The organism is Vibrio sp. KUL78 (assembly GCF_059725505.1).
Genome location: NZ_AP045837.1, coordinates 1,111,754 through 1,137,358, shown reverse-complemented (window position 1 = coordinate 1,137,358; position 25,605 = coordinate 1,111,754). Strand labels below are relative to the sequence as shown.

The following is a 25,605-nucleotide window of genomic DNA, read 5'->3' as shown; positions in this document are numbered from 1 at the left end:
CTAGAATCCAACTTTTGTCCCTTTTTTGATGACAACGATGCCACCTGGAGACACATGGAAACGCTTCGCGTCGAGTTCTAGATCTTCACCGATCACAGTTCCAGGGGCAATTTCAACATTCTTGTCAATGATTGCGCGCTTGATTGTACAGCCTGCACCAATCTTAACGTCACCTAGAATAACAGATTCACTCACAATAGAACCAGCAGCAATGTTACTTCTGAATCCTAGTACTGATTTGAAGATTGACGAACCACGTACGTAACTACCACCAGCAATTAAGCTATCGGTAACTTTGATCTTTTCGTGCTCAGCATCCACAAAGGTGGCAGGTGGCAACGGTGGGTAATACGTATGCAGTGGCCATTTTCGGTTGTACAGTGAGAACTCTGGGTCTTCATGAAGCAGATCCATATGAGCCGCCCAGTACGAGTCGATAGTACCTACATCACGCCAGTACGTTGTATCCTTTTCGCCGCTGATTTTATTGGTAGAGAAATCATAAACATAAACGCCACCTTCAGGGAACATCTTAGGAATAATGTCTTTACCAAAATCGTGGCTAGAGTTTTCATTCTCAGCATCAAGACGGAGCTCTTTGCATAAGCTTTCTGCTTCAAAGATGTAGTTACCCATAGACACAAGCGCCATGTCAGGGTGACCAGGAATCGATTTCGGGTTCTCTGGTTTCTCTTCAAAACCAATCATTTTACCGGCTTCATCGACCTCGATAACACCAAACTCTGATGCTTCTTCCAACGGCATACGCAGCGCAGAAACCGTAAGTTTCGCCTCACTACGTTTGTGGAAGTCTAACATCTGACGGATATCCATCTTGTAGATATGGTCAGAACCAAAGATACAAACATGCTCAGGGTTAGCAAGTTCGACAAAGCGAACGTTTTGGTAGATAGCATCAGCGGTGCCTTCATACCAACGTTTACCGTCGCGCATCTGAGCTGGGATTGGGTCAATAAATCGGTCAGTGATGCCCGTCAGGTTCCAACCTTTGCGCATATGCTGATACAGGGATTGAGATTTAAATTGGGTAAGAACGTAAATTCGCATCAAGTCCGCATTAATAAAATTATTAAGTGCGAAATCTATAAGGCGATAGCTTCCTCCAAAAGGGACTGCAGGCTTACTGCGAGATTCCGTAAGAGGACGTAGGCGAGAACCTTCGCCTCCAGCAAGGATCATTCCTAAAACACCAGCCATTGATTACTCCGTTTTTATTACAGCTTTCCATGTTGCTAGACACTAAATGTATTTATTGGGGGGTATCTAGCTTCGTTATTAACGGATGACAATGTCGATAACTACACCGAACATTCAAACGTTGAATCTTGTATATAAGTCGTTTGAGAGGCTCTATTTTGTTTATTTTTCAGCCTCAAATGTTCCATAACTTTCGTATGGTTTTTCTCTAAATTATCGTTTTGAAGCGAGATTACAATGCATGATCACTCAATATTAAGCATTGAACCCAATTGCATTTAAACTCGTGTTGTTGATCACAGAATGCCATACCGAGATTACCCATTCAACACATATAGTTAACATTAAATTCACCAAACTGACAGAATTCATAAAACTCGAAGTAAATCAGACACGTAAAGTGATACGACCAGTTATTTGGAACAAAAAGTGTTTCATTTGGTTAAAAATGCAACCGGAGTTCATAAATTCTGTATGAGAGAAAAACAAAAAGCCTCTTGCGCGATAATTCACCACAAGAGGCTTTTTTAATTTGACGTGTTTTGTGTTACGAAAGGGTTAACTAATTACATCAAGGTTAATGTACTTGCCTAGGTCTCGTTTCTTGCAGCCTGGGACGTAAGGCACCTCACCAAGCTTTGGAGCGTCTATCGCGCCTTCCAGCATTTCGATGATCTCAGCGTAATGCTCGACGCCCGGATTGACGCGGTTAGCTACCCAACCAACAAGCTCAAGACCATCTGCCTTAATCGCTTCGGCCGTCAACATCGCATGACTCAAACAACCAAGCTTAATACCCACGACGAGAACGACAGGTAACTTTTCTTGTTTCACCCAAGTAGAAAGGCAATCATCTTTTGATACTGGTACTCGCCAACCACCTGCGCCTTCGACCAACACAAAATCACTGTTCTGTTTGTGTTGCTCAAGTAAATTCGAGAGAACGTCGTATTTGACCTCAACGTTATCCGCTATTGCCGCGATATGAGGTGACGCAGGCAAAGATAACGCATACGGGTTAACGAGATCATATTCAACTTCTTGGTTTGCTGCTGCTTGCAAATGCAATGCGTCCGAGTTACGCCAACCTTCGGTAGTTTTCTCACTGCCTGCAGCTACAGGCTTATAACCTATAGTCTTTTTTCCTTGTGCACCAACAGCACTTAATATCGCTTTTGATACAACGGTTTTCCCAACTTCAGTATCCGTACCTGCAATAAATAGTGCTTTCATCATAATGCAACTGACCCTAAACAAATTTGATAACTGGCTGGTAGTAAGCCGTTCTGGTTTTCGTACCTCTTGTATTCCAGCTCGAGCTTCTTCAATGAGCGTCGGCTGGTACACCCTTTGGAACGACCTTCTACATGAGTCGCACCAATTCCTTTTAGGTCTTTCATCAAACCAAAAGCAGTCTCATACCACATAACTATTTTCGGCAAGTCTAGTTGATGGTTGATGCACTCAGATTGCGCTAACGCAATTTTTACCTGATTGAGCGAGGTAAAGTCGTTGACATGTTGATATGCATCAATTTTGCTCCACGACCGCTTTAGCTCCTCCAATGAGCCATCGAGCAGGGTAGAAAAATGCACTCTACCGCCGGGTTTTGTCACGCGCTTCATTTCGCTAAGCGGCACGGCTAAGTCATTGCACCACTGCAGCGCTAAGCTCGATATCACAATATCAAACGTACTGTTTTCAAATGGAAGAGCCTCAGCATCTGCGACTTGATAGCTGACGTTTTCACTACCACAGCGACTTTTCGCTACACTGAGCATCTCGCTCGATAAGTCAGCGCAAACCACCTTGGCTCCCCGCTCTAATAGGACTTGCGAACAATAACCCGTACCGCAACCTAAATCGAGAATGCGATAGCCTTTTAAATCACTGGCTAATAACGCCAATAAACGGTCTGCGACTCGGCGCTGCAGCTCAGCATGTTGGTCGTACTGTTTTGCAGCCCGGCCAAACGATTCTGAGATTGCTACCTTATTGGTCTGATGATCCGTAAGATTTGCTAATACCTCAGACATTTAGCATCCCTCCGAATGTCGTTTTAAACTGGTGGCTAGCTGCTCTACAGCCTCAATGTCATGTGCCGCGGATAATGTAATTCGCAATCGCGCCGATCCTTTAGGTACCGTAGGTGGGCGAATGGCTGTCGTCCAAACCTGGTCTTGTTTCAACACATTGCACAACCTAAGCACTTGCTCCTCACCACCCACAAGCCACGGTTTTATCGGTGTTTGAGTTGAGATATAACCAGGAGCACTCTGCAGCATTTCATCATACACAGCGCCCAACTCGCAGAGCTTTTCTCGGCGCCAATGTTGGGTTTGAATCATCTCGATCGCTTTCGTTATTGCCACTGCGTGAGCCGCAGAGAACGCAGTCGAGTAGACATAGTGGCGGGCAAATTGGGTGAGATACTCTTTCATCTCGTTAGAGCACAAGATAGCAGCCCCATTGAGTCCAAACGCTTTTCCAAACGTTACCACAAGAATATCCGCGCGCTGAGCCGTGCTGCCTAGTGCACCATTTCCCTGCTCACCGATCACACCAATTCCATGCGCATCATCGATCATCGATAGAGCACCCGCTTGTTGGCACGCAGAAATAAAAGTGTCTAGATCGGCAATATCGCCATCCATACTAAACACACTCTCAGTAACCACCATCTTCGGCTTGTCCGTTTGCAATAGAGTTGCAAGGTGGTCATTATCGCAGTGGCGGTAGCGCTTCATGTCAGCATCACAAAGCGCTCCTGCTTCCATCAGTGATGCATGGTTCAGCCTGTCTTGAATCAGTAAGTCACCCTTTTTGAGCAGCGCGAAGACAGCGGCTTGATTGGCCGCAAACCCTGAAGAGAAAAACAGGGCTCCCTCATAGCCAAGCCACTCCGTCAGAGCTAACTCTAAGCTGTGGTGTTGGTTAGAGTAACCCGTCACTAAAGGAGACGCTCCACTACCTACTCCAAACTCACTGACCGCTCGCTGGTAGCTGGATTTAAGCTCATCACTCGATGCCAAACCAAGGTAATCATTGGAAGAGAAGTTATGAAAACGCTGACTATTGTTTTGGAAAACCGGTTGATTTCCCCCTTCCAACGCCAGCACAGAGCGAAAAAGATCGCTCTGCTTTCTATCATCGAGTGCTTGGCGGATTCGTTTGTTAAACGCTAGCGTCATAAAACATATCGTCTTTCGTCGGGCGCGCTGCCACTCGGCTTACCACCTGATCTAGAAGATCGTTTTCATGCACCTCATCCGGTTTTTGCGAGGTTTCTTCTCGGTTGATGCCGAGTTTCTTAAACAGCTGAAGATCTTTATCTTCATCCGGGTTAGGTGTGGTGAGAAGCTTGCAGCCATAGAACACTGAGTTAGCACCGGCCATGAAACACAGCGCCTGCATTTGTTCGTTCATATTCTCGCGTCCGGCAGACAGTCGCACCGCAGATTTAGGCATCATGATTCGAGCGATGGCAATTAGGCGGATAAAATCAAAAGGCTCAACATCATCGACTTCTTCTAGTGGTGTGCCTTTAACTTTGACAAGCATATTGATAGGCACACTCTCAGGCTGAACCGGAAGGTTAGCAAGCTCCATCAACAAGCCAGCCCGGTCATTGGCACTTTCACCCATACCGATAATGCCACCGGAGCAGATTTTCATGCCTGCATCACGAACATGGCTCAATGTATCCAGTCTATCTTGGTAAGTGCGAGTGGTAATGATATTGCCGTAGAACTCTGGAGAGGTATCGAGGTTGTGGTTGTAGTAATCAAGACCCGCATCGGCAAGGTGTGTTGCTTGCTCAGGCGTTAGCATACCTAGCGTCATGCAGGTTTCTAGCCCCATCTCTTTTACACCCTTAATCATGTCTGTTAGCAAAGGCATATCGCGCTCTTTTGGATTCTTCCACGCCGCACCCATACAAAAACGTGTTGAACCTGCATTCTTGGCTTTCTGAGCCGCATCTAGAACGCGCTCGACTTCCATCAGACGCTCTGCTTCAACGTCCGTTTTGTAGCGCGCACTTTGTGGACAGTACTTACAATCTTCAGGGCAGGCACCCGTCTTGATAGATAACAGTGTGCTAACTTGAACATGGTTGGTTTGCTGATGTTGGCGGTGTACGGTTTGCGCCTCGAACAATAGATCCATAAAAGGCTTGTTCATCAGCTCTTGCACTTCGGCATGCGTCCAATCGTGTCGTACTTCCACAGTTAATTCCTTTGCTCTCATTGTTTTTGGTCTTGGCTAGTGTACCGACAAGCGATACACTGTCAACACCGACCACAAGCACAAGTTTACACTTGTTTAATTTTTGAGCGACTGTATTTCATGGATTTAGATTTCGACCGAAACCACATTTGGCATCCCTACACTTCTACTCTCAACCCGCTTAGCTGCTACCCTGTAGTCTCTGCAAAAGGTGTCCACCTTACGCTCGAAAACGGCTCAGAGCTGGTAGATGGCATGTCATCATGGTGGTCGACCATCCATGGGTACAACCACCCTAAGCTGAACGAGGCGCTCCAATCTCAGAGTGAAAAAATGTCTCATGTCATGTTCGGTGGCATCACCCACCAGCCAGCGATTGATGTGAGCAAAAAGCTGCTTGAGTTAGCGCCAAGCAATATGGAACATATTTTTCTCGCCGATTCAGGCTCAGTGGCGGTTGAAGTCTCGTTAAAAATGGCGCTGCAATACTGGCATGCTCGTGGGGAGCGTCGACCTAAGTTTCTAACGCTGAGCCACGGCTATCATGGCGATACCTTTGCGGCAATGTCAGTGACTGACCCAAATAACTCGATGCACAGTCTTTACAAGGGCTTTTTGCCAGAGCATATCTTCGCGGCATCACCAAAGGTTGGGTTTTGGGATGAGTGGAATGAAAGTGACATCGATGACTTCAAAAATAAGATTGCAGCCCATCATTCAGAGGTTGCTGCCGTCATCCTCGAACCGATCGTCCAAGGCGCAGGAGGAATGCGTCTATACCACCCGACTTTTCTAAAGCGCGTCAGAGAGCTGTGTGACCAATACGGGGTACTACTTATTCTTGATGAAATCGCTACAGGTTTTGGTCGCACCGGCAAGCTATTTGCTAGTGAACATGCACAAGTTCAGCCTGATATCATGTGCGTTGGCAAAGCCTTAACAGGTGGCTACATGACATTGTCGGCAACATTAACCAGCAAGCACGTCGCAGATACTGTTTGTGGTGGCGAGGCGGGTTGTTTTATGCATGGACCAACCTTTATGGGTAATCCACTAGCCTGTGCCGTTGCAAGTGCCAGTTTGGATATTGTGGCGACTGGTGATTGGCAGGCACAGGTAACAAGCATAGAGTCGCTATTTTCAGAGCTCCTTCCTAAGTTAACCCGCTTTTCCAACGTGAAAGATGTGCGCTGGTTAGGCGCAATCGGTGTGGTAGAAACGCATACCGCGGTCAACATGGAAATCATCCAAAAGCACTTTGTCGAACAAGGGGTTTGGATCCGCCCGTTTGGCAAGCTCATCTACATGATGCCGCCGTATATCAGCCAGCCCGAACATATTGAGAAGCTGATTAGGGCTATTGAGACGGCTCTGGATAATGAAAGCTGCTTTAGTTGATGTGAAAAGCGGTTGCTGATGCAACCGCTTTTTTACACTTATCGAAGCTGACTGTCTTTGCTGCCACGACGATTGAATAGCGCTAAGCGCTGGCTTTCATGTTCATGACTCGACTGGCACTCAACACAGAGTCTAACGCCCCTGATAGCGGTTCTCCGAGCAAGTGGAATGGGCTCGTCACATTCATCACAAAACTCGGCGCTCACCCCCCTGCATTGATAGGCTTCGAACCCTAGAGATTTCATCTTCAATCGTATTTTGAATCTGCTGGCTGACACTATCGTCATTTGCCCAACCTACTGCCATTACATCCCCTCCTCATTATGTTGAGAAACAAATACTCTCCGCGGTAGAGGACAAATTATAGGCATTTAGGTGAGTTTGATAATCACACAAAAAACAGAAAGACTATTACCAATCCGTAATAATCTACATAACAAGATGCTCAAAACAAAAAAAGCTCGGCATCGCCGAGCTTTTAGAACCGTTAGCAGCAATCATTAGCCGATGTGTGTTGCGCCACCCATGTACTTCTGAAGTGCTGTTGGAATTGCGATACGACCGTCAGCTTCTTGATTGTTCTCAAGAATAGCTACCATAGTACGACCCACTGCAAGACCAGAACCGTTTAGCGTGTGAACAAGCTCTGGCTTCTTCTCGCCTTTACGACGGAAACGTGCTTGCATACGACGAGCTTGGAAATCCCACATGTTTGAGCAAGAAGAGATCTCACGGTATGTCTCTTGTGCTGGAACCCAGACCTCAAGGTCGTAAGTCTTACGAGCACCGAAGCCCATGTCACCAGTACAAAGTACGACTTTGCGGTATGGAAGCTCTAGCAACTGAAGAACTTTCTCAGCATGACCTGTTAGTTCTTCTAGTGCGTCCATTGAATCTTCTGGCTTAGTGATCTGAACAAGCTCAACCTTATCAAACTGGTGCATACGGATAAGACCGCGAGTATCACGACCGTAAGAACCCGCTTCTGAACGGAAACATGGTGTGTGAGCCGTCATCTTAAGTGGCAGGTCTGCCTCTTCAGAGATAGTGTCACGAACAAGGTTAGTCACCGGCACTTCAGCTGTAGGGATAAGAGACAGTTTACGTGGCTCTTCATCGCTTGCTTTTTCTGTCAGTGGCTCTGTGTGGAATAGATCTTTACCGAACTTAGGTAGCTGACCTGTACCAAATAGGCTGTCAGAGTTAACTAGGTAAGGTACGTACAGCTCAGTATAGCCGTGCTCTTCAGTGTGAAGATCAAGCATGAACTGTGCGATCGCACGGTGTAGACGAGCGAACTGACCTTTCATAACGATGAAACGCGCACCCGTGATCTTAGTCGCGCTAGCGAAATCTAGACCGTCGCCCATTTCACCAAGGTCAACATGGTCCTTAACCTCGAAGTCATAAGTTTTAGGCTCGCCCCAACGAGAAATTTCTACGTTGTCGTTCTCATCTTTACCTTGTGGTACATCATCCGCAGGAAGGTTTGGAACAGAAAGCGTGATGTCTTCAAGTTGAGCCATTACCGCGGTTAGCTCTTCTTTCTTCGCTTCAAGATCGCTACCTAGGGTACCGATCTGCTTTTTGATCTCTTCAGCGCCTTCTTTGTCGCCTGCAGCCATCTTCTGACCGATCTGCTTAGAAATGGAGTTACGCGTGGATTGTAAATTCTCAACTTCTACTTGAATCGACTTACGTTGCTCTTCAAGTTTACCGATAGTTTCTACGTCTAGCTTAAAGCCACGACGCGCTAGTTTTTCAGCTGTTTCATCCAGCTCTGTACGAAGTAATTTAGAATCCAGCATTGCCAATCCTATGCTTTTTAGTTGTGAATAGCTCTGCAACTGATTAATTTCCAATCAGTTGCAGATATTGATTTGTTAACCGAGTAAAGATAACGAAAAGCCACTACTTTTCATAGCGCTTTTGTGGGCTTTTTGCGTCTAAATCCGCCAGATAATCTAACTTTTCGCCAATTTTGGTTTCGAGCCCGCGATTTGTCGGCTCGTAGTAGCGAGTTCCTGTCATTTCGGGTGGCAGATAACGCTCTCCGGCCGCGTACGCTCCCGGCTCATCATGGGCATAGCGATACTCAGCGCCGTACCCCATATCTTTCATCAGGGACGTAGGGGCGTTTCTCAAATGAGGCGGTACTTCATACTCTGGAAGATTATGGGCATCTCGCAGTGCTTGCTTCCACGCCGTGTAAACTGCATTGCTCTTTGGTGCACACGCAAGGTAGACAATCGCTTGTGCGATAGCGCGCTCACCTTCGGCAGGACCCACTCGAGTGAAACAGTCCCATGCGGATAACGCAACTTGCATTGCTCTTGGATCCGCATTGCCGACATCTTCTGACGCTATCGCCAATAACCGCCTCGCGATATACAAAGGGTCGCAGCCTGCTGCTATCATTCGTGCTGACCAATACAATGCTGCATCAGGGTTTGAGCCACGAATCGACTTGTGAACCGCAGAAATTAGGTCGTACCAAATGTCACCTTTGTTATCGAAGCGATTAACTTTCTCTCCCGCGACTTCAGCAAGTAACGGCAACGTAATGTCTTTCTCACCAGCCTCGTTTTCTTCTGCCATGTCGTAGAGCAGTTCAAGGTAGTTCAACGACATCCTTGCATCGCCATTGACCAACTCAGCAAGACGCTCGAGGACATTGTCATGGAAGGTCGCAGCGACACCACCTAAGCCTCGCTGTTCATCGTTTTTAGCTTGTTCAAGGACAAGCAGAATATCTGAGGTATCGAGAGAAGTAAGTTTATACACCCTTGCGCGAGAAAGAAGGGCGTTGTTTAGTTCAAACGAAGGGTTCTCTGTCGTCGCACCAATAAAGGTAACCGTTCCATCCTCAATGTGTGGTAAGAAGGCATCTTGCTGGCTTTTGTTAAAGCGATGCACCTCATCGACAAACAGAATTGTGCGCTTACCCGCAAGCTTGTTTTCGCGAGCACGCTCTATCGCAGCACGGATTTCTTTAACGCCAGAGGTAACCGCGGACACCCTTTCGACTTCAGCGTTCGCATAATTCGCGGCGACTTCTGCCAAGGTCGTCTTACCCGTACCAGGCGGTCCCCATAAGATCATTGAATGCAGTTGCCCTGCCTCTAACGCCCGTCTTAAAGGTTTACCCACGCCTAGAATATGTTGCTGACCAATGTACTGTTCAACCGTTTCTGGGCGCATTCTAGCAGCAAGGGGACGAAAATCTTCGTCCCCTGAAAAGTCAAAACTGAAATTACTCACAATAACGTCCTAACGACACTTGTTAACGACTTAGTTGCGCTGGTCATCGATCTCAACACCATCAGGAATGACAAACGTAAATCGGTCTGAAGCGGGTTTGCCGACTTTAATGTTATCGAACACAAAGGTGCCCTTTTGACCGTCTTGCTCAATCACATTGAAGCCGTGAACGATGCCTTTGCTATCGATTTTAATTTGAAACTGACCTTGGGTTGAGTCTACGGCTGTTGGGACCAATGTGAAGACATCGCCTTTTTGGTTCACGCTGTAGTTGTCCCAATCACTGGCACGATTACGCGTCAGCAAAACAAATGGCGTCTGCTCGGTGGCTTGATCTTGGTTGTAGATACTCACCTGCTCGATGAACGGGCTGTAATACCATAGATTTTGCCCATCCGAGACTAAGACATTTTCATCTGGCAAGGTTGTCACCCAGCGAAACATGCTTGGGCGTGAGATCTCAACATTGCCTTCTCCTTCCATCACCACATCCCCATCTGGGCTGGTCACTTCCTGAGTAAAAGTAGCGCTAAAGCCATCATTTAGTTGAAGCCTCTCACTCAACTCCTGTTGCGGCGTTGCAAGAGCTGAAAAACTCATTGCTGTTACAGTTAACATCGCTGCATTAACCCATTTCTTCATTTGATTTCCTCTTACCTCTTAAGGCGAATCGAAATTATTCTTTTGGTGGCGCGGGTGCCAGTACTTCGCGGTTACCATTGTGACCAGGGGCACTCACAATACCTTGTGCTTCTAGCTGCTCGACAATGCGAGCTGCGCGGTTATATCCAATTTTGAATCGACGCTGAACTCCAGAAACCGAGCCACGGCGAGACTGCACTACATGTTCGACAACTTGATCGAACAATGGGTCCATTTCTTCATCGCCTTCCATCTTTTCACCTGGTAGCAATGTCTCTGGAGACTGCTCACCATTGGTAATTTCTTCAATATAGTTTGGCTTGCCGCGCGCTTTCCAGTTATTCACAACAGCATGCACGTCATCATCAGACGCAAACGCACCGTGTACACGAATGGTATGACTCGAGCCTGGAGGGAGATACAACATATCACCCATACCCAGTAGTGACTCAGCACCGCCTTGGTCAAGAATGGTGCGCGAGTCTGTCTTGGTCGAAACGGTGAACGCCACACGCGTTGGGATGTTCGCTTTAATCAGACCTGTGATTACATCAACCGATGGACGTTGAGTTGCTAGGATCAAGTGAATACCCGCAGCACGTGCTTTTTGCGCCAAGCGAGCAATCAGCTCTTCGACCTTCTTACCAACTACCATCATCAAGTCGGCAAACTCATCAACCACCACAACAATGTATGGCAGTTTCTCAAGTAATGGCGGTTCTGGATCCATACTGTCGCCCTCTTGCCATAGAGGATCGTGAATAGGATGTCCCGCTTCTGCAGCCATCTTCAGCTTGTCGTTGAAGCCTTTGATATTACGAACACCAAGTGCTGACATTAGCTTGTAACGACGCTCCATCTCACCCACACACCAACGAAGTGCGTTCGAGGCATCTTTCATGTCAGTAACGACTTCCGACAACAGATGAGGAATACCTTCGTAGATGGAGAGTTCCAACATTTTCGGGTCGATCATGATAAAGCGCACGTCGTCAGGTGTTGCTTTGTAAAGCATACTCAAGATCATGACGTTAACGCCAACCGACTTACCAGAACCTGTTGTACCAGCAACCAGCACGTGCGGCATTTTCGATAGATCCGCGACCACCGCTTCACCGGCAATATCCTGACCTAGCACAACCGTTGTTGGTGATTTTGAATCGATGAACGCTTGGCTGCCAACCACATCAGAGAAGAATACCGTCTGACGGGTCATATTTGGCAGCTCTAGACCCACATATGGCTTACCTGGGATAACTTCTACGACACGAACTGCCATTGCAGAGAGTGAACGTGCGAGATCCATAGATAGACCTGAGATTCGACTCACTTTAACACCTGGCGCAAGGTCAAGTTCGAAACGAGTAATAACAGGGCCAGGGAAAATGTCCACCACTTCCGCTTTGATCTTGTAGTCCGCTAACTTAGATTCAACCAATCGCGCGATGTTTTCCAGTGCTTCACGGTCGATAAAGTTCTCACGTTTCTCTGGGTGATAAAGCAGCTCTAGGGTTGGCATTGGCTCTGCAGGTTTTGGCAGGTTCGCCTCTTGCTGTACCAAGAACGGATTCATCTTCGCTACTTGTGCTTTTTGAGCGTCCGCAACCATGTTTTGGAACGCTTCAACATCCTGATCAACAGGTGCTGGCGTTTCTACCGCATCGTTGTCAGCATCGGCTTCCAGCGCTGCGAAATCTACGGTCGGTTCAATATGAGTGGTTTCAGGTTCAACCTCTAATTCGCTATTGTCTATCCAAGGAGGAGTTATGTCCTCAACCTCTTCAAACACCTCAACTTTCTGCTGTACTTTCTGCTGTGGTCGCTCTGGCGTGCTTTCTGCAGCAAAAGTGGCTGGTTCTACGCTGTTAATCGGCTCTGGCTCAGCGCTAAATGTTGGCTCGGCAAAAGTGGGGGCGATAACTGGCTCTTCGCTCGCAGTCATCGCAGTTGCAGGTGTTGTCGCAGCCATCCTGGCCGTACCTGTGGTAACTGGCACTTCGGGTTCACTTTCCTGATTTGCATAGTCATCGCTAAAGCGAGCCGCATTTTCAAGCTCTTCAATCGTCGCACCAAGCTGACGGGTGCGCTCAATTTGAGGCTCTTCAGGTTGCACTGTTTTTTGTGGCTGTATAGAAGCTGGAGTGACCGGTTCGACTTCCGTCTGTGTTGGTGCCTGCTGTGGCGCTTCCTCAACATGTTGAGTAGCCGAAGGGGTTGCTTCTTCATCTGGTCGCGCAAACAAAGGATCGTACGCATCATTATTTTCAAATGAATGGTCTTCAACTGAATGTTCTGCGACTGAAGCGCCTGGCACTGACTCAGGCACATGAATATTGTACTGCTTCTTAGCTTTAGGCTGTGTGTCTTCTACTACACTGTCTGCGCTAAAGCGCGGCAGTTCGTCTGCATCATCCGCTTCTTGATCCACTAGAACAGGCTCATAGACCTCTTCTTTAGTGCCTCGAACCTTATTGACGATCGCAGCACTCAATGACAGAACACTATCACCGATCCACTCAACGATACGTAACCACGAAATACCGGTGAGCAAAGTGAAACCCGCTCCCCAGAGAAATAGCAGAACTAAGGTCGTGCCAAGAACGTTGAGCGTAGGTAAAGACAAACTCGTTAACACGTCACCAATCACACCGCCTGACGAGAAATACCAAATGTCATCAAAGTTGATATCGGCGAGACCGCAACTGGTAAGAATAAGAACCGTTAGCCCAAGCAGACGCGTGCCCCAGATCATCAAATCGATCTGATCATCTTCATCGCGATTGCGAAAGAACACCCAAGCGCTAAAGGCAGTAATAAAAGGAATTGGGTATGCCAAAGAGCCAAAAACAAAAAATAGGGTATCTGCTAGCCAGGCTCCAACCAAGCCACCAGCGTTTTGGATGTCGCCGCCCCAAGATGTTTGTGACCAAGATGGGTCCGCAGGGCTAAAGGTAAATAAGGCGACAGCCAAAAGAATAGAGGTAAGCACAGCTAAGATGAAACAACACTCTCTTAGCCGTTGAAATCCATTTAGGCGATTTGCGTGAGGCTCTTCGCTCGTCTTTATAATTGTTTCGACTCTTTTTTTGTCCTGTTTGAACATAACCAACATCTATTTATTGAAAACAGTCCGAGCGGCATAAGCCGCTCGGTGTATTCATTGATTTAACCACAATGAGGATTAAAACCCAATCTGACTGGAGAATAAAGCATGCTTTATCATAACTTTAGTCAACTTCTTGTCAGACTTGGAAGCGCCGTCTCTAGCGCGTTTTAATCACAAGCTGGTTGGTTTGCTTCACTTCTTCCATTACCACATAGGTACGTGTGTCATTCACACCTGGAAGACGAAGCAAAGTATCCCCTAAGAGTTTACGATACGCACTCATATCCGACACCCTTGTTTTCAAAAGATAGTCGAAATCACCTGATACAAGGTGACATTCTTGAATGTCGTCTAGCTTTTGTACCGCTGTATTGAACTGTTCAAATACATCTGGCGCTCCACGGTTCAATGTAATCTCAACGAATACAAGTAGCGAAGCATCTAAGTACTGCGGATTTAAGAGTGCGGTGTAGCCCGTAATATAACCCTGTCTCTCCAAACGACGCACACGCTCTAGACACGGTGTAGGCGATAGCCCTACGCGTTTCGAGAGTTCGACGTTTGAAATACGACCATCTTTTTGCAACTCATTGAGGATGTTGCGATCAATACGGTCTAGTTCCTTGGACGGCTTCTTATAGTTGTCTGCCATTTTTTATTCCACCTTGTTACTTCCTTGCAAAAAAATATACTACAACTCTGTAATATACAGTATCAAATTTTGTTCATTAGCTTCTATACTAGATATTAATTCGACAATAACACCCTACAAACAGTTAATACAACCACATTATAATGAGGAGTCAGGATGATAATTGGCGTACCTAAAGAGATCAAAAACCATGAGTACCGTGTTGGTATGGTCCCGGCAAGCGTTAGAGAGTTAATCTCACACGGCCATGAAGTTTACGTTGAAACTAACGCTGGCACAGGTATCGGTTTTTCAGACGATGATTACATCGCTGTAGGCGCATCCATTCTTCCTACCGCTGCAGACGTCTTCGCGAAAGCAGAGATGATTGTAAAGGTCAAAGAACCCCAAGCTGTCGAGCGTGCTATGCTACGTGAAGGACAAATTTTATTCACGTATCTCCATCTAGCACCAGATTTTCCACAAACTGAAGAGCTAATCAAAAGCAAAGCTGTCTGCATTGCCTATGAGACTGTAACAGATAATATGGGTCGTTTGCCACTACTAGCACCAATGTCAGAGGTCGCTGGGCGAATGTCTATACAGGCTGGTGCACAAACACTCGAAAAGTCCAATGGTGGACGCGGTCTACTACTAGGTGGTGTACCTGGTGTTGAACCGGCGAAAGTCGTCGTCGTTGGTGGCGGTGTAGTTGGCTCTAACGCTGCTCGCATGGCTGTTGGTATGCGTGCAGACGTCACAATCCTCGACCGCAATATTGATACATTACGCGTTTTGGACGAAGAATTCCAGGGTCGCGCAAAAGTCGTTTATTCTACAGAAGATGCACTTGAGAAGCATGTTCTAGAAGCAGATCTTGTTATTGGTGCTGTTTTAGTCCCAGGTGCTGCTGCACCTAAACTAGTGACGAAAGAGCATATTGCTAAGATGAAGCCAGGTGCTGCAGTGGTTGACGTTGCCATCGACCAAGGCGGTTGCTTCGAAACGTCTCACGCGACAACGCACGCAGAACCAACCTACATTGTTGATGATGTGGTTCACTACTGTGTTGCCAACATGCCAGGTGCGGTTGCTCGCACTTCAACATTTGCACTAAACAATGCGACGCTACCTTATATTATCAAGCTAGCGAACAAAGGCTACCAACAAGCTCTGACTGAAGATAAAGGCTTCTTGGATGGTCTGAACGTTATCCACGGTAAGGTGACGTGTAAAGAAGTGGCTGAAAGCTTCGATCTTGAGTACGTTGAACCAGCGACAGCTATCGCTATGTTTAACTAGTTCAATCGAACATTCATACTAAAAAACGGGCTCTAGGCCCGTTTTTTGTTAGCTGTTATTTCAGGCTGCTACTTCTGGTTATTGCTTCTAGCCGCATGGATCAGTATGTTCCTTGGGGTGGTTTCCACCTCGCAAAACGTTGATAGAGTAACCTGATAGCCTTTTGACTCTAGATAGAGTGCTTTATCCATAGCGAGCCAAACCTCGAGCGGTCTTCTGAAGACACCTTGCACCAGACTCAATGCCTCCATAACCCAAAACCTCTCCTCACCTATCTTTTCAAATCTCTCGAAATCCACCTCAGGAATAGTGAAAGACTTCTTCTCGCCCGCCCACAAACAAAAGGCTTTGAATCCAGACGCTAACTGCGATTTTTTGATACTTGGGACAGGCAAGTACTCAACTGAAAGTCCGAGCTCTTTACACAGAGCGTCAAACCCCAATCGATAACTCATTTCTTGCTCTCGATGACGTTTTACACGCTCGCCACCCGTCACCGTTTCCTGAAGTGGGATCCTTAGTTCTTGCTTGCTGAGTTCAAGCCCCGCCTGCTTTCCTTCATCGGATAATGGAGAGTAATGCTCCCCTCTCACCAAGTGATAACAACACGGTGATAATGTGACCGCTGGAAGCTGCTGTTCAACGGTGTGCTCGATTAAGGTAACGTGTAGGTCCCCACATGCGTGAAGCGCAACAGCATGTTGCTTATCATTAAATACTTCGGCAGCGGCTTCATCAAAGGCGTCACCTTGTACAAATTCCATGGGCAAGCCAAGCTTATCGGCGTCGCGCTGTCCAGATTCACACAATGAATGCTGAAATTCGAAACTAGTTACATGTTGATTAGATTGAGACGAAAGTAGCCTGCCTAAAAAGCCCTTTCCCGAGCACCACTCAAGCCACTCACTGCCCTGATGACCATGAAGACACGCTTTGGTCATCTGTTGTATTTGGGTGAGCTTACGACCCGGTATACCCGCATCAAGACCTCGCGGTAACTCTAAATCATCGCCTGACTTTAACGGCATCAAAGTAATGGATTGGTGAGTAGCCTCTAAACCAGGGAAAAAGCACTCAAGTTCTTTGAGGCAAAGCTCAAGCGAAGATTTGTATTCAAGTGTTTGCTTTGAAGAAAGCTGTTGTATCCACTGCTCCAATTTTAGATCAAGCGCGGACCACGAGATCTCACCGGAGGTGACTTGAAGGAAGGGATCGTGGCGCCAGTACCCCTGATACTGACATAAGAATGATGTGAGATGCGCAAACTGCTGACGCATACCTTCCCCCTAATTAATGGTGCGTGTAATGGCTCGCCCCGATTCTAGAAGGAAGTATGCGATAACGAAAGCAATTTGTACTAGCGTACTGGGAGGTCGATGTCCTTGAACATTTCTTCTATTTCTACATTCGATTTCAAAGAAATAGCTTGTTCGACGACTGGCCTGGTTAAATGCGGTGCGAAACGTTCCATGAAGTCATACATGTAAGAGCGCAAGAAGGTTCCCTTTCTGAAACCAATGCTGGTTGTACTCGCACCAAAGATGTGGCTTGCATCAATAGCAACAAGGTCCGTGTCTTGAGCATCATCCATCGCCATACTAGCAATGACACCCACACCAATGCCCATACGAACATAGGTTTTGATGACATCCGCATCTGTCGCCGTGAAGACCACTTTTGGCGTCAACCCAACCTTATTAAAGGCCGTATCCAATTCTGAACGACCTGTAAAGCCGAAGACGTAGGTAACCAAAGAATACGCGGCTAGGTCTTCTATCGTAACCTCTGCCTTGCGCGCCAGCGGGTGATCTTTTGGCACGACAATAGAGCGGTTCCAGTGATAACAAGGCAGCATGATGGCGTCTTGGTACAAGTGCAGCGCCTCGGTTGCAATCGCAAAGTTCGCCGTCCCCTTGGCAATCGCCTCAGACATCTGCGACGGTGTGCCTTGGTGCATGTGCAGCGACACTTTTGGATAACGAGCAGTAAAGCCTTTAATAACCTCTGGCAAGGCATAACGGGCTTGGGTATGCGTTGTTGAGATATTTAGCGTGCCCATCTCAGGATGAGTATGCTCACCAGCAACCGCCTTAATGCTTTCGACACGTGATAAGATCTCTTGGGAGATGCGAACAATGTCTTCCCCGGCAGAAGTAACCTGCGTAAGATGTTTCCCGCTTCGCTCGAAAATTTGGATGCCCAACTCATCTTCCAGTAAACGCACTTGCTTACTAATACCAGGTTGAGACGTGTAGAGGCTTTCAGCAGTGGCCGACACATTTAGATTGTGGTTCACTACTTCGACAATGTATTTTAACTGCTGTAACTTCATCTGCTTCTAATCATCCTTGTTTAAATCTCGCTAAGCTCATAACGCAACTGGTGTCTTACCCAAGAGCCCAACACAAGCATATAATTATTAGTTATAACGAATTCCTAGAAAGATTAACAGTTTTTTCGCGCAGGAATTGCTCAACCTCTCACTCCAATAGAGAAAGATGTCCCAATTTAATTAGATAATGACCAATTCAACAACTTTGCAGTGTTGATACCGTTACCTTTGGTGTATCCTGATTCATCGAATTGTAGGGAAACTCATTGTAGATACAAAACGTTATGAATATCGGTTTAATTATTGCGCTTGTAGCACTTCTGTTGGTCCTTATCTTGGGCTACAACATTATGCTGCAATACAAGCTCAAAGCTGAAGCAACAAGGCGCCAAGAGTCTGCTCGTTATGTCGCATTGATCGACGCAACGGAAGAGCTGATCAGCGGAGCAAGTTACTTGCCGTACAGTAAAGAACTCATGCTATGCCTGCACAATCGTATCTTTGATTCGGTCGTAAACATGCATGAACTCGACCCTAAAAATAAGCACCTAGCCCAACGCGTCGAAGCGGCAAAGACACAGATTCAGCAGCTTCAAGAGAACTACGAAGGCAACGAAGCGACGTCATTTAAGGTCCCTACCAGCGACAAACAAGCGATCATCATGTTGAAACTGGTTAAACGCCTGCGTGATACCGTTCGTACCGAACATAACAAAGGTCGCATGGATACTCAGTCATACATGGTTGAGAACGCTCGATTAGAGACTATCCAGATCCGAATCAATATCGAGAACGTCGTAAAACGCGCCCATGACTCGATGGCAAAAGGACAGCCGGGCACAGCAGCACAGCTTCTGAAGAAAGGTATTGATGCGTTAAGTTCTAAAAATGACAACTACTCGATACAAGCCAAAGAGAAACTGACCGAAATGCTCGACAAGCTGCAAAATTCTCGTCAAGCGAAGGCGGAAGAGAAACAGCAGCAAGCAAACAGTGAGCGGGATGACGATATCAATGCCCTGTTTGGCGAAAAGAAAAAGTGGTAAAATTTTCAAGGGTCGCAGTAGCGGCCTTTTTTAATTAGCAAAATGAAAACAAACCTCATGATCAGTCAGTCTCAAATCGACGCTATCTTAGCGCCTATCAACAGCTTTCTTCAGTGTTCAACCCCTGATGAGTGGGTTGAAGAAGCCAAACGTCCAGAAAACCTACCCGTGATTCTTATCGACCACTTATTGTGTGAGCTTAAAGCGGGTCAATCCGCCATGTATTTGATTCGCAAGTACGCCGTAGATAAAGAGAGCGCATCTACGCTCTTTGAGTGGTTTACGCCTTATGAAAATTTTGCGTACCGTCGCATTGGTAACATGGATAGCCTGAAAGGTAAAAGCAACATCTCGAAATCGATCATTGCTAAGTCAGACTCACCGTACAGCCAAGATCTGATCGATAAGATGGTTCTTTTGATCAAAGAAGAACTGCACCATTTTTATCAAGTCCTTGAGATTATGGAAAAGAAAGGCGTTCCGTACGAACCTATCCCCGCAGGACGCTATGCGAAAGGGTTACTTTCTCATATGAAAACCTACGAGCCCAACACACTTATAGATAAACTCATTATCGGCGCCTACATCGAAGCGCGCTCATGTGAGCGTTTCGCAAAACTGGCGCCTTTTATGGACGATGATATCTCTAAGTTCTACGTCTCACTGCTGCGCTCTGAGGCGCGTCACTATCAAGACTACCTCACTCTCGCGGAGCAAGTTGCGGGAGGCGATATCAGCGAGCGAGTGGCGTTTTTCGGAAAAGTTGAAGCAGAGTTAATCTCTTCACGAGATGACGACTTTAAGTTCCATAGCGGGATACCAGCATGATCAAAAAAGCCAGTGTCTAAAAACACTGGCTTTCTACATCAAAGAAGGCTTAGTTCAGCGACGCATTAATGTCTGCCAACACTTGAGCAGGATCAGCCGCTTGAGTGATTGGACGACCAATAACAAGGTAATCGGAGCCCGCTTTGATTGCCATATCTGGTGTCATAATACGTTTTTGGTCACCAACCGCTGCACCCGCCGGACGAATACCCGGAGTTACCAACTTAAACTCTTGACCAAGATCCGCTTTTAACATGCTCGACTCTTGAGCAGAACAAACAACACCATCTAGACCTGAGTTTTTCGTCAGGTTCGCAAGACGCAGTACCTGCTCTTGTGGCGCGACATCAATACCAATACCCGCTAGGTCTGATTGTTCCATACTGGTTAAAACGGTCACACCGATTAGTAGTGGACGATCTTTACCGTAAGGCTCAAGGATCTCGCGAGACGCAGTCATCATACGTTCACCGCCACCTGCGTGTACGTTTACCATCCAAACACCCATCTCTGCCGCTGCGCGAACTGCTTTTGAACATGTGTTCGGGATATCGTGAAACTTTAGATCTAGAAACACAGAGAAACCACGTTTGTGTAGTTCTCGAACGAACTCAGGACCAAATAGTGTGAACATCTCTTTGCCCACTTTTAGTCGGCAAGAGCTTGGGTCAATTCTATCGACAAAAGCTAATGCATCGGCTTGGTTATCATAGTCCAGTGCAACAATCACTTTTTTGGTCAATCATTTTCGCTCCTCGTTTTGCTTAAAAAAAGCAGCACTAAAAGTGCTGCATTAGAATTCTTTGCGGACAGAGACCATTACTCTCCGTCTAGTCCTCGAATGGGCTTGATCGTACCCCATCCTTTGCATGAAGGACAATGCCAATATAGTGAATGGGTCGAAAAACCACATTTACGGCATCGATAATGCGGCTTAGTTTTAAGTTGCTCGCCCACTAGAGACTGAAGTGTGGTCAAACTGTCTTTAGCTCGCCCCTCTTCGGCATTGGCCAAATGATAATCCATCAGGCGGTAAAAGCCCTTCATTGTCGGGCTTCGGACTAACTGCCTCGTGAGTAGCGCCTGAGCGGCCTCTGTACCCTCGTGTTGTGCGACAAGCTGTGCCAGCATGAGCTCTGCTGATACACCCGCACCTTTCTCTATACTCGCTTTAAGAAACTCAACCAACCCCTGCTCTTGACCCAAATGATGATAACACTCGGCTAGGGTTGGTAGCACTTCACTAATGAAGTCTTTATCTTGTTCCAACACCGACTCTAAGTAGGTCACCGTTTTCGCGTAATCTTCGTCTTCAAGACAGAGTTTGCCCAGGGAAATACTTGCTCTAGTACATCGAGGGTCGACAGACAATGCTTTCTTGAAGTGCTGCACGGCTTTATTGGTATTACCGTCCGCTTTCTCGATCATGGCGAGCTCACACCAAAAATGCGCAATGCTGTTTTTGATGCGCTTCTTTCCCATTTTCAATAGAGCGTTCGCGACTTCAATGGCTTTGTTCCATTCACTCGTCTGTTGATAGATAGCTAATAGCTGAGTCAGAGCGGCTTCTCTGTGCTCAGGTTCATCAACGAGTTGGACAAAGATTTTTTCCGCTCGGTCTAAAAAGCCAGAGACCATATAGTCCTTTGCGAGCTGCTGCAAAGCTAAGTTCTTCTGATCGATTGTCAAACCAGAGCGCGAAATGAGGTTTTGGTGGATGCGGATGGCTCGGTCAACTTCGCCACGAGACCGGAACAAGTTACCGAGTGCAAGGTGGGTATCAATCGTTTCATCATCGACTTGAAGAAGCTCGATGAAATGATCAACCGCTTTATCTGATTGGTCTGAAAGCAATAGGTTAAGGCCCGTCATGTACTGACGAGAAATCTGATGCGATTGCTCTTGTCGATCATGCTTTACGCTTCGCTGGCCCATGTACCATCCATAGGCTGCAGCAATTGGCAAAAGCAAGAATAGTAGCTCAAGCATTGATTATATAGACCTTAATCCTTTTCTCTTGTTAGCTGTTAGTCGTTGTGACTTCTTTTGATTCAGTTGGTGTTTGCTTAGCCAACTGTTTTTTCAGCTTACGTACGGTCAATTGAGATTTTAGGTGCAAACTGCCGAATATTAACCAAGCAATGACGAAGCCGACAACAAAAACACTGCCAAGCAACGTTGATAGATGGAAATCGCCTTGCGCAAGAAGGTAATTAAAGTTTACTACTTCTTGGTTTTGAGAGCCTAGTGCCAACGTCACCAGGAATAAAGCGATGAGTAGGATTATTTTTATGATTTTCATATGCTCTTGCCATAGTTATTGGATAGGTCGATTATGCAGGAATTTGCCTCTGCGCACCATGGTCTCTGGCAATAATCTTGAGAAACCATGACAATTTTAGAGTATCTAGACTAACCTCAAAGCACTTCGCCTGAGTTGTAATCAACTTCCTGCTACCTGCTACTCAAACGCAAAACGGCACACTAAAAAAGTATGCCGTTTCATTCAGATAAGAGTATCTACAGACTTTCGTTCACTCTCTCGCGCAATTCTTTACCAGGCTTGAAGTGAGGAACGTACTTTCCATCCAACTCAACCTTATCGCCCGTTTTTGGATTGCGACCAACACGAGGCTCACGGTAGTGAAGTGAGAAACTACCAAAACCACGGATCTCAATACGGTCGCCACCTTCCAGTGTTGACGCCATATGTTCTAGAATATCTTTTACCGCATCTTCAATTTCCTTTGCGGATAAGTGAGTTTGCTCCGCGCAGAGTCTTTCTATCAGTTCAGACTTAGTCATAGGTAGGTACCCTCGTTACTCTTTATCTTTATTGTCTCTATCTTCGGTGTCTCGTACTTCAGCGGACAGCGGCTTATTAACATTTTACATCAACAGTGCACTAACTGCCTGTATAAATTGATAATAGTCCAAAATTCCAAAAGATAAAAACAAAAAAAAGGAGCCTTACGGCTCCTTTTTCACTAATGGCGTAAATTATTCGCCTTTAGCAGCTTTGAATGCGTCAGCCATAGCATTACCGAACGCGCCTTCTTCTTGCTTGTTCAGTGAAGCCATTGCTTCTTGCTCTTCAGCTTCGTCCTTAGCTTTAACAGATAGGTTGATTACGCGGTTCTTACGGTCAACACCTGTGAACTTCGCTTCAACGCTGTCGCCAACGCTTAGGATTAGAGACGCATCTTCAACGCGGTCACGTGATACTTCAGAAGCACGGATGTAGCCTTCTACACCTTCTTCTAGTTCGATAGTAGCACCTTTAGCGTCAACTGCAGTAACAGTACCGTTTACTAGAGCACCTTTCTTAGTGTCTGCAACGTAAGCATTGAATGGGTCATTTTCCATTTGCTTAACGCCTAGAGAGATACGCTCACGCTCAGCGTCTACAGCTAGAACAACTGCAGAGATCTCGTCACCTTTCTTGTACTCTCGAACTGCTTCTTCACCAGCAACATTCCAAGAAATGTCAGATAGGTGAACTAGACCGTCGATGCCGCCTTCTAGACCGATGAAGATACCAAAGTCAGTGATAGACTTGATCTTACCAGTAACTTTGTCGCCCTTAGCTTGCATTTCTGCGAATGACTGCCATGGGTTAGCTTTACACTGTTTCAGACCTAGAGAGATACGACGACGTTCTTCGTCGATATCAAGAACCATAACCTCAACTTCGTCGCCAACATTAACAACTTTAGATGGGTGGATGTTCTTGTTAGTCCAATCCATTTCAGAAACGTGTACTAGACCTTCAACGCCTTCTTCGATTTCAACGAAGCAGCCGTAGTCAGTTAGGTTAGTTACGCGACCAGTTAGCTTGTGACCTTCTGGGTAACGCTTAGCGATTGCTACCCATGGATCTTCACCTAGCTGCTTAAGACCTAGTGATACGCGAGTACGCTCACGGTCGAACTTAAGAACTTTAACTAGGATCTCGTCACCAACGTTAACGATCTCAGATGGGTGCTTAACGCGCTTCCACGCCATGTCAGTGATGTGTAGAAGACCATCAACACCGCCAAGGTCAACGAATGCACCGTAGTCAGTAAGGTTCTTAACGATACCTTTAACTTCAGTACCTTCTTGTAGAGTCTCAAGAAGTTCGTCACGCTCAACACTGTTTTCAGATTCGATAACAGCACGACGAGAAACAACTACGTTGTTACGCTTCTGGTCTAGCTTGATAACTTTGAACTCTAGCTCTTTGTTTTCTAGGTGAGCAGTGTCACGGATTGGACGTACGTCAACAAGAGAACCAGGAAGGAAAGCACGGATACCGTTTAGTTCAACAGTGAAACCGCCTTTAACTTTACCGTTGATGATACCAACAACAGTTTCAGCTTCTTCGTAAGCTTTCTCAAGAACGATCCAAGCTTCATGACGCTTCGCTTTCTCACGAGAAAGTTGAGTCTCACCGAAACCGTCTTCAACAGCGTCTAGAGCAACGTCTACTTCAGCGCCGATTTCAACTTCAAGTTCGCCAGCAGCGTTCTTGAACTGTTCAGCAGGGATAGCAGATTCAGACTTAAGACCAGCGTCAACAAGAACGAAACCGTTCTCGATAGCTACTACAGTACCTTTAACGATGCTGCCTTGTTGGAATTCTGTTTCGTTTAGAAACTCTTCAAAGAGTTGAGCAAAAGATTCAGTCATTATTTAATCTTCAATAAGTAAACGTCCATGGGTATCCTACCTCATGGGGTTGATAATTTAGTCGGTCATCATCCTTGCGACCAACGGTTCAAAGCCCACCAAGCGTTGCCTATTAAAGGCTACTTAGTGAGTTTAGATTCGATATATTGTAGCGCTTTTTCCAACACTTGCTCGATGTTTAGCGAGGTTGAATCTAGCACTAGAGCGTCATCAGCAGGACGGAGAGGTGCAACCGCTCGGTTACGATCTCGGTAGTCTCGCTCTTCGATCTCGCTCAAAAGGTCGTCAAATCTAACATCTAAACCCTTTAGTTGCAACTGCTTAAAGCGCCTTTGCGCTCTTTCTTCTGCACTTGCATCTAAGAAGATTTTTACTGGTGCTTCAGGGAACACGACGGTACCCATATCACGACCATCGGCAACCAATCCTGGTTCGATGTTAAACGCACGTTGACGACGCAATAACGCTTCTCTTACGCGTGGTAGAGCCGCGATTTTTGATGCTGCATTACCTGTCTCTTCTTTACGAAGTTCACCAGATACATCTTCGCCCTCTAGAATGACCTTAACAAGGTCACCCTCGGCAACAAACTGAACGTCTAAATGCATAGCCAAAGGAACGAGTGCGTCCTCCGACTCTAAATCAACACCATGGTGAATAGCAGCTAACGCTAAAACACGGTAAATAGCCCCGGAATCCAACAAGTGAAAGCCTAATTTGTCAGCCAACAACATACACAGTGTGCCTTTGCCAGCACCACTTGGTCCATCCACAGTAATCACTGGTGAGTTTAAGGACATGTTCTACTCCACGTTGTTACAAGCCGAATTTTTCACAACCGACTTATTATTGTTCTTAATTTTACGGCGCAGAATTATATACCCAATAGCGTAAAGTTACCATTTTCTTTGGGGCCGGTTTTTTCGAGGCGAACAAGATGGAG

Annotated in this window: 21 protein-coding genes and 3 pseudogenes; 4 read left to right on the top strand and 20 right to left on the bottom strand. The window is 46.4% G+C overall.

The window, feature by feature from the left end; all coding sequences use genetic code 11:
- From glgC to bioB, 5 genes are all read right to left on the bottom strand, one after another.
- On the bottom strand, positions 1-1,218 hold the full coding sequence (glgC, locus tag AC6I8Y_RS05560; RefSeq protein WP_394152732.1) for a glucose-1-phosphate adenylyltransferase: 1,218 nt from the start codon (positions 1,216-1,218) through the stop codon (positions 1-3).
- A gap of 558 nt (positions 1,219-1,776) precedes the next feature.
- Complete coding sequence (gene bioD / locus AC6I8Y_RS05555; protein ID WP_394152730.1) at positions 1,777-2,454, bottom strand: dethiobiotin synthase; 678 nt, start codon at positions 2,452-2,454, stop codon at positions 1,777-1,779.
- On the bottom strand, positions 2,451-3,254 hold the full coding sequence (gene bioC / locus AC6I8Y_RS05550; protein WP_394152728.1) for a malonyl-ACP O-methyltransferase BioC: 804 nt from the start codon (positions 3,252-3,254) through the stop codon (positions 2,451-2,453). The genes bioD and bioC overlap by 4 nt, the downstream gene beginning before the upstream one ends.
- Complete coding sequence (locus tag AC6I8Y_RS05545) at positions 3,255-4,409, bottom strand: 8-amino-7-oxononanoate synthase (protein ID WP_498021004.1); 1,155 nt, start codon at positions 4,407-4,409, stop codon at positions 3,255-3,257. It lies immediately after the preceding gene.
- Positions 4,393-5,445 carry a biotin synthase BioB gene (bioB, locus tag AC6I8Y_RS05540; RefSeq protein WP_042474355.1) on the bottom strand — a complete coding sequence of 351 codons (1,053 nt, stop codon included), beginning with the start codon at positions 5,443-5,445 and terminating at the stop codon, positions 4,393-4,395. Before bioB ends, AC6I8Y_RS05545 begins: the two co-directional genes overlap by 17 nt.
- A 120-nt stretch (positions 5,446-5,565) precedes the next feature.
- Between bioB and bioA the strand changes: the two genes are divergently transcribed.
- Entirely contained in the window at positions 5,566-6,843 is a 1,278-nt protein-coding gene (gene bioA / locus AC6I8Y_RS05535) for an adenosylmethionine--8-amino-7-oxononanoate transaminase (RefSeq protein WP_394152724.1), read from the top strand.
- A gap of 38 nt (positions 6,844-6,881) precedes the next feature.
- Here the strand turns inward: bioA and AC6I8Y_RS05530 are convergent.
- From AC6I8Y_RS05530 to lrp, 7 genes and pseudogenes are all read right to left on the bottom strand, one after another.
- Positions 6,882-7,149: pseudogene (locus AC6I8Y_RS05530) on the bottom strand (DksA/TraR family C4-type zinc finger protein).
- Between the two features lie 194 nt (positions 7,150-7,343).
- On the bottom strand, positions 7,344-8,651 hold the full coding sequence (serS, locus tag AC6I8Y_RS05525; protein WP_042474350.1) for a serine--tRNA ligase: 1,308 nt from the start codon (positions 8,649-8,651) through the stop codon (positions 7,344-7,346).
- Positions 8,652-8,754: 103 nt separating this feature from the next.
- The gene (locus AC6I8Y_RS05520) at positions 8,755-10,104 is read right to left on the bottom strand and encodes a replication-associated recombination protein A (RefSeq protein WP_234494111.1); all 1,350 of its coding nucleotides are present in this window, start codon (positions 10,102-10,104) and stop codon (positions 8,755-8,757) included.
- Positions 10,105-10,134: 30 nt separating this feature from the next.
- On the bottom strand, positions 10,135-10,746 hold the full coding sequence (gene lolA, locus AC6I8Y_RS05515; protein WP_498021003.1) for an outer membrane lipoprotein periplasmic chaperone LolA: 612 nt from the start codon (positions 10,744-10,746) through the stop codon (positions 10,135-10,137).
- Positions 10,747-10,780: 34 nt separating this feature from the next.
- Positions 10,781-12,757 (bottom strand): annotated as a pseudogene (locus tag AC6I8Y_RS05510) (DNA translocase FtsK); the annotation flags it as partial.
- A 440-nt stretch (positions 12,758-13,197) separates the two neighbouring features.
- Positions 13,198-13,849: pseudogene (locus AC6I8Y_RS05505) on the bottom strand (DNA translocase FtsK 4TM domain-containing protein); the annotation flags it as partial.
- Between the two features lie 160 nt (positions 13,850-14,009).
- Positions 14,010-14,504 (bottom strand): leucine-responsive transcriptional regulator Lrp, encoded by a 495-nt coding sequence (gene lrp / locus AC6I8Y_RS05500; RefSeq protein ID WP_042474348.1) that lies wholly within the window; start codon positions 14,502-14,504, stop codon positions 14,010-14,012.
- A 156-nt stretch (positions 14,505-14,660) separates the two neighbouring features.
- Here lrp and ald point away from each other — a divergent pair, with 156 nt between their 5' ends.
- Positions 14,661-15,785 (top strand): alanine dehydrogenase, encoded by a 1,125-nt coding sequence (gene ald / locus AC6I8Y_RS05495; protein ID WP_042474344.1) that lies wholly within the window; start codon positions 14,661-14,663, stop codon positions 15,783-15,785.
- Positions 15,786-15,853: 68 nt separating this feature from the next.
- On the opposite strand, the gene AC6I8Y_RS05490 is transcribed toward ald, so the two are convergent.
- Positions 15,854-17,062 carry a methyltransferase gene (locus tag AC6I8Y_RS05490; RefSeq protein WP_498021001.1) on the bottom strand — a complete coding sequence of 403 codons (1,209 nt, stop codon included), beginning with the start codon at positions 17,060-17,062 and terminating at the stop codon, positions 15,854-15,856.
- 80 nt (positions 17,063-17,142) lie between these two features.
- Entirely contained in the window at positions 17,143-18,117 is a 975-nt protein-coding gene (gene cysB / locus AC6I8Y_RS05485; protein WP_042474341.1) for an HTH-type transcriptional regulator CysB, read from the bottom strand.
- Between the two features lie 284 nt (positions 18,118-18,401).
- Here cysB and AC6I8Y_RS05480 point away from each other — a divergent pair, with 284 nt between their 5' ends.
- Together AC6I8Y_RS05480 and miaE are read left to right on the top strand one after the other, a co-directional pair.
- Positions 18,402-19,163 (top strand): DNA repair protein, encoded by a 762-nt coding sequence (locus AC6I8Y_RS05480; protein WP_498020999.1) that lies wholly within the window; start codon positions 18,402-18,404, stop codon positions 19,161-19,163.
- Between the two features lie 57 nt (positions 19,164-19,220).
- Positions 19,221-19,991, top strand: a complete 771-nt coding sequence (gene miaE / locus AC6I8Y_RS05475; protein ID WP_252014656.1) for a tRNA isopentenyl-2-thiomethyl-A-37 hydroxylase MiaE — start codon at positions 19,221-19,223, stop codon at positions 19,989-19,991.
- Between the two features lie 49 nt (positions 19,992-20,040).
- Here the strand turns inward: miaE and pyrF are convergent, their stop codons facing one another.
- The 6 genes from pyrF to cmk all read right to left on the bottom strand — a co-directional run bounded on the left by pyrF (position 20,041) and on the right by cmk (position 25,462).
- On the bottom strand, positions 20,041-20,733 hold the full coding sequence (gene pyrF, locus AC6I8Y_RS05470) for an orotidine-5'-phosphate decarboxylase (protein WP_498020997.1): 693 nt from the start codon (positions 20,731-20,733) through the stop codon (positions 20,041-20,043).
- Between the two features lie 77 nt (positions 20,734-20,810).
- Positions 20,811-21,980, bottom strand: coding sequence for a lipopolysaccharide assembly protein LapB (lapB, locus tag AC6I8Y_RS05465; protein WP_394152712.1), 1,170 nt, complete (start codon positions 21,978-21,980; stop codon positions 20,811-20,813).
- 31 nt (positions 21,981-22,011) lie between these two features.
- Positions 22,012-22,293, bottom strand: a complete 282-nt coding sequence (locus AC6I8Y_RS05460; protein WP_042474333.1) for a LapA family protein — start codon at positions 22,291-22,293, stop codon at positions 22,012-22,014.
- Positions 22,294-22,511: 218 nt separating this feature from the next.
- Complete coding sequence (gene ihfB / locus AC6I8Y_RS05455; protein WP_042474330.1) at positions 22,512-22,796, bottom strand: integration host factor subunit beta; 285 nt, start codon at positions 22,794-22,796, stop codon at positions 22,512-22,514.
- A 195-nt stretch (positions 22,797-22,991) separates the two neighbouring features.
- Positions 22,992-24,662: a 30S ribosomal protein S1 gene (rpsA, locus tag AC6I8Y_RS05450; protein ID WP_234494116.1), complete on the bottom strand. Its 1,671-nt coding sequence runs from the start codon at positions 24,660-24,662 to the stop codon at positions 22,992-22,994.
- A gap of 119 nt (positions 24,663-24,781) precedes the next feature.
- Positions 24,782-25,462 carry a (d)CMP kinase gene (cmk, locus tag AC6I8Y_RS05445; RefSeq protein ID WP_042474328.1) on the bottom strand — a complete coding sequence of 227 codons (681 nt, stop codon included), beginning with the start codon at positions 25,460-25,462 and terminating at the stop codon, positions 24,782-24,784.
- Positions 25,463-25,605: the final 143 nt, after the last annotated feature.